Origin of the sequence: Pyrinomonas sp. (assembly GCF_040289685.1) — a bacterium.
Classification (GTDB): Bacteria; Acidobacteriota; Blastocatellia; order Pyrinomonadales; family Pyrinomonadaceae; genus Pyrinomonas.
Window position 1 is genome coordinate 1 of record NZ_PSLQ01000119.1, and the last position, 3211, is coordinate 3211.

The 3211-nt window shown below is 57.4% G+C and carries 3 protein-coding genes; all 3 read left to right on the top strand.

What is annotated here, in order from left to right:
• A partial coding sequence (locus C4334_RS14485; RefSeq protein WP_352432800.1) for a hypothetical protein occupies nucleotides 1–264 on the top strand: 264 nt, incomplete at its 5' end.
• A 1096-nt stretch (nucleotides 265–1360) separates the two neighbouring features.
• Nucleotides 1361–2488 carry a DGQHR domain-containing protein gene (locus C4334_RS14490; RefSeq protein WP_352432801.1) on the top strand — a complete coding sequence of 376 codons (1128 nt, stop codon included), beginning with the start codon at nucleotides 1361–1363 and terminating at the stop codon, nucleotides 2486–2488.
• Between the two features lie 206 nt (nucleotides 2489–2694).
• Nucleotides 2695–3211: tRNA (adenosine(37)-N6)-threonylcarbamoyltransferase complex dimerization subunit type 1 TsaB (gene tsaB / locus C4334_RS14495; RefSeq protein WP_352432802.1), on the top strand; the 517-nt coding region annotated here is incomplete at its 3' end.

Consider the following 3211-nt stretch of genomic DNA (forward strand, 5'->3'; position numbering starts at 1 on the left):
ATAGCCTCTACTGATCGGCGCTTTGCAGGAGAAGTTTCCTGCCCTGCTCTCCTGCCAGCAACTTCGAGGCCATACTCCACCTTTTCAAATGACCTCTACTATTATTATCGGCGGTTTGCGGAAAAAGTTTCCTGTCTTTCTTCGGCCGACGACTCCAAAGCCACACTCGCTCTTTTTCAAATCCTCTCTACCGGCGTTTTGCTGAGAGAGTTTCCTCGTTTTTGTCTACTTTCTGCTGCGGTCTCGCTTTGGGCGTGCAATTGAGGGTGGGGGGGGAGTTTCTTCCTTTTCTGTCACCTTTCTGCCACCGTTTCCGTTGCGCGCTCTTTTCCAAATACCCCTATCGTCATCGTCGGCAGAGCGCAGAAAGATTTTGCTTGTAAGTTCATTGTGATTTCGTCGCTTTCTTACGCCCGACCTGTGACGGCCAAATCCTGTTGCCATATACAACAGCCGTTGCGTCTCCACCTTGGTACGCGCCTCCATGGCGGTATGTATTCTGCCTGGGGCCGCAAGCCCTGATCTAGGTGAAGGAAATTCTTCATCGAAAAATGAAAGAGCTAAAGATTAGCCATCAATAAGAGGCTTCACCGACTGCTACATGTAATTGAAGTCAGTAGCTCTCGAAAGGTCATTCACCTTGACTGTGGGTAAGCACGGCTGTAGATCTATTGTACGTAAGTGACATTGTGTTTGCGCGACGAGTTATTGGAGTCAGTGCGGCAGGGCACAGTCGTAGATGTGTTGATCTTTGTGTCTGTCACGACAAAAGGGGCTTTTCCTGCTTCGCCGATCCACCTTTCAACTTTCATGTTGTCTTTGAGCTTCACTTTCACGCGAGCGCCCCTGCGCCTATGCAGAGCTTCATGATGCCTCTTTTGACCTTTGCCGCATCACGCATTTCTTTACGGTTTACGGCTTCGCGCCCCTTACGCGCACTCGGAGTGGGATCCTCTGCGCGATTGAAATGAGCGCGGCACACGCCCTCCCTTTTGCGTTCGCTAAGAGCAAAGGCTCAGAAGGCTTTTGTCCAAACCTCTCTACGCCCTCATAGCGCGTGATCACCTCATCGTCTTCGCCGATAGACTCTGCCTCTCTACCACGCGCGCATTGAGTTCGCGAGTGGCACGCCATCCTCATCGGGTTTTGATTGTGGCGTAGATGATTCGGCGTCGTTTTGCAGCTGCTGCAAGCGGATTGCGTTCGAAAGCGTTGAGTGAAAGGGACGGGCTTCCTTGCCGCGAGGCGTTTCAAGCTGCCTTCGAGCGCTCTTTGGGCCACTGAGTGGATTTGCGACCGATGGGGGGATGGTGAATAATTTGCTCTTCGTCCAACGTCGAATGAGAGGAGCCATAGGGTTATGCTTGCGACGCAGATTCGACAGAAGGATGCGGTCTTCTATTTCGTCTCCTATCCGGCGGAGGATCTTTTGGGCAAGGTGCGGTTCATCAGCCGTTATTACGGCGAAGGCGAGCAGATCGCTCCCGAGCCGGTGCTGGAAGGCGACGAGATCGGACGTTTCATCGCGCGCATAGAACGGTCGGAGAAGGCTTTTCAGCGGGAGCTTTCGCGCGCGAAGGTACGGGCCATCAAGAATTTTTACGAAACGGCTGTGACTCAGCCGCCGATTCCGGGAACGGTCTTGCTTTTCACTGGCGAGAAGCTGCGATTTGCGCCGATTGGTGCTTACGAGAACGTCGGCGACTTGCAGGAGCCGGAGGGCAAGTATCTGATCATCGACGGACAGCACAGGTTGGCGGCGCTGGAGTTCTACTTCCGCGACCGGCCTGAGGAGGCCGGCACAATTCACGTGCCGTGCGTGATCTTCGATGGACGGAGCGACGATTTCGCCGCCGAGATGTTCGTCATCATCAATTCGACGCCGACGCGTATCAACAAGAGCCATCTGGTCGATCTCTACGAGCGGGTCTCGTGGGCTGCGCCGGACAAGAAATTTGCTGCCCAGATCGTCGATCGGCTCTACCGCGAATCGGATAGTCCGCTGCGCTATCGCATCAATCGTTTGGGCGGGCGAAGCCGACAGGAGAAATGGATCTTGCAGGCCGAACTCTTCAACGAAATACATCGTTGGGTGAGCGCCGATTGGGCGCAGATAGGGGCTCGCGAGAACGGCAAGCGCGAGGTGGAGCGCTATTACGCAATCGCGCGAGACTTTTTCAAAGCGGCAGAGCGGGTGTGGGGGCGCGCTTGGGGCAACGATGGTTATATGTTGACTCGTTCAGTGACGATCAAGGCGATGGTGCGAGTATGCGCTGACTTGGCGCGTGTGGATGCCGAGCCGGTCGAAGGGCGCGTTCGCCGTTGGGAGGAGCGGCTTGCGCCGTGGGGCGAGTTGCAGCGCGAGTTTCGCGCAGAGGGGTTCTACGAGCGTTTCGCGGCCAAGGGGCAGGTAGAGAGGGTGGCGAAGATTCACCGCCGACTGGCGAGCGCGGTGGGGTTAGATCAGCGCGGGCGGAGCGCCGATTGACGGCATACGACGGGTTGTCCGCCGCATGATTTCAACTGTCAAGAGCGCGCGATCGCATACGGCATGGGAGGCAGAACGAAATAGTTTGCTGTTGATGGTTTCGGCGGACGCTCAAGTGTAAGGATAGATGGCGCGCGCCGAACCGCCTTCGGGCCGCTGTGGAGGGGATGGTTTGCGTCCGATAACGCAAGGGAAGGGGAATGCGAATGGAGTCGAGAAGAATCTTGGCGGTGGAGACGGCGACGCGTGCGGCGAGCGTTGCCGTAGTGGACGCTGAGCGCGTGCGGGCATGGCGCGCGCTGGGCGAAAGACAGGCGTCGGCGAGTCTGCTTTCAGCAGTGGACGACGTGCTGCGCGAAGCCGGTCTCGCGCTAGGGGAGATAGAGCTGTTCGCTGCGGCTGTGGGACCAGGGAGTTTCACTGGGTTAAGGGCGGGACTGGCAACAGTGCGGGCGTTGGCGCGCGCAAAAGGCAAAAGGGCCGTGGGCGTGCCGACGTTGCATGCTGTGGCTGCGGCCGAGGCGTTGCCTGGATCGCGTGTTTGTGCGCTTTTGTCGGCAGGCAGGAGCGAACTCTTCTGCCAAGCAGTGCGCTTTACGGCGCATGGCATTGAAGAAGAAGAAGCGGCGTGGTATGCGCGCCCGAGCGAGATATGGGAGCGGGAGTGGGGCGAGGGGTTGGTTTGGGTCGGGGAAGGGGCACGGCTTTGGGCTGAGGAGCTCG

Coding starts and splice junctions, on each gene's coding strand:
- C4334_RS14490 (WP_352432801.1), top strand. CDS start 1,361: ATGCTTGCGACGCAGATTCGACAGAAGGATGCGGTCTTCTATTTCGTC.